Below are 1,554 nucleotides of genomic sequence, written 5' to 3'. Positions count from 1 at the left end.
TCCAGGATCTGCTCCTTGGAGTAGTGGCGTTCCATTTCCCGCGCGGCCTGCTGTTCGCGAAGCTTGCGGGTGGGCGAGCGATCCCGGCGGTCGATCACGTCGGGGTGCATGTTGCCCACCAGGAGCTGCGTGATGGTACTGGCGCCGCGCAGGTTGCCCTTGGTGACGGCGTCCTTGAGTGCACCGGCCACGCCGACGAGGTCCACACCGTCGTGCTGGTAGAAGCGCTTGTCTTCCACCGCAATGAACGCCTGCCCCACGTACTTGGGCAGCGTGCGCACGGCGACGCTCACCCGGCGTTCCCGACCGAGTTCGCCGAGCAGTGCGCCGTCGCGGGCCAGCACGAGCGTGGCCTGGGGCGGTGTGATGATTCGCCAGGGCTCACCGGTGGAGACGGCGGTCTGCGTGGCGCCGGCTCCCTGCCCCGCCTGGGCCCCCAAAGGCGTGGCACCGACGCAGGTAAGGGCGGCGAGCGCGCAGACGGCCGAGGCGTTGGCCGCGGCCGATCGGGGGCGGAATCGGATCATAGCAGAATCTTACACAGGCACTGGCCGACGGTTCGGCCACGGTTCGCTAGTTTTGGAAGATGCCCGGTGATCCGATCCGTCCACTGACTATCGCCCTGTGCCAGTTCGCCCCCCGCAAGGGCGACACAGCCGGCAATCTTGCCCGTATCGGGCGTCTCTGCGCGCAGGCGGCGTCGCTGGAGCCGCGCCCGCAGGTGGTGCATTTCCCGGAGACCGCGCTCTCCGGCTACTTCGTCGAAGGTGGTGTGCGCGAGGTGGCGGTGACCGCCGGCGTGCTGGCCTACGATCTCGACGACGCCTATCGCGCGGCCTGTCTCACGGCGGGGCTCGACCTGGTGCCGCTGGACGTGGTGATCGGATTCTACGAACGCTGGCGCGACACGCTGCACAACAGCGCGGCCTACATCACGATTGGACTGGATGACGGTCCGCCAGTGCTGCGCCATGTGCACCGCAAGAACTTCCTGCCCACCTACGGTCTGTTCGACGAAGAGCGTTTCGTGGAGCGTGGCACCGATATCCGCGCCTTCGAGACGCCATGGGGACGTGCGGCGCTGCTGGTGTGCGAGGACGCGTGGCACTCCATCAGTGGCACGCTGGCGGCACTCGATGGTGCGCAGCTGGTGTTTGTGTCGTCGGCGGCGCCGGCGCGTGGTTCGTGGCCGCGGGAAGATGGCATTCCTGGTCCGTATAGCGCGGCACGCTGGGAACGACTCATTCGCGATATCGCCGAAGAACACGGCGTGTATGCCAGCTTCGTGAACCTGGTGGGTTCGGAAGGCGGCAAGCGGTTCTTCGGCACGTCGCATCTGGTGGGACCTGGCGGCGATGTGCGCGGCCGTGCGCCGGTGTGGGACGAGAGCTTTGTCACTTTCACGGTGGATCTCGACGACATCGTGCGGGCCCGCTCGGACAGCCCGTTGCTCAGCGATCTGCGCGTGGCGTTGCCGCATGTGCTCGACAACGTGCGGCGTGTGACCGAAGGTGTGCCGCCCGCGCTGGCCTACGATGGTCCTGAGCCCGGTGC

General features: G+C 67.5%; 2 protein-coding genes. One reads left to right on the top strand and one right to left on the bottom strand.

Translation table 11 applies throughout. From position 1 onward, the window contains the following. Window positions 1-527, bottom strand: a 527-nt coding sequence (locus VGE27_RS11085) for a biosynthetic peptidoglycan transglycosylase (protein ID WP_331049717.1), incomplete at its 3' end; no start/stop codon positions are given. Window positions 528-586: 59 nt separating this feature from the next. Here VGE27_RS11085 and VGE27_RS11080 point away from each other — a divergent pair. Beyond that, window positions 587-1,554: nitrilase-related carbon-nitrogen hydrolase (locus VGE27_RS11080; protein WP_331049716.1), on the top strand; the 968-nt coding region annotated here is incomplete at its 3' end.

The organism is Gemmatimonas sp. (genome assembly GCF_036405635.1).
Classification (GTDB): Bacteria; Gemmatimonadota; Gemmatimonadetes; order Gemmatimonadales; family Gemmatimonadaceae; genus Gemmatimonas.
The sequence above is the reverse complement of the archived record's forward strand: the minus strand, read 5'-3'. Positions and strand labels throughout refer to the sequence as shown.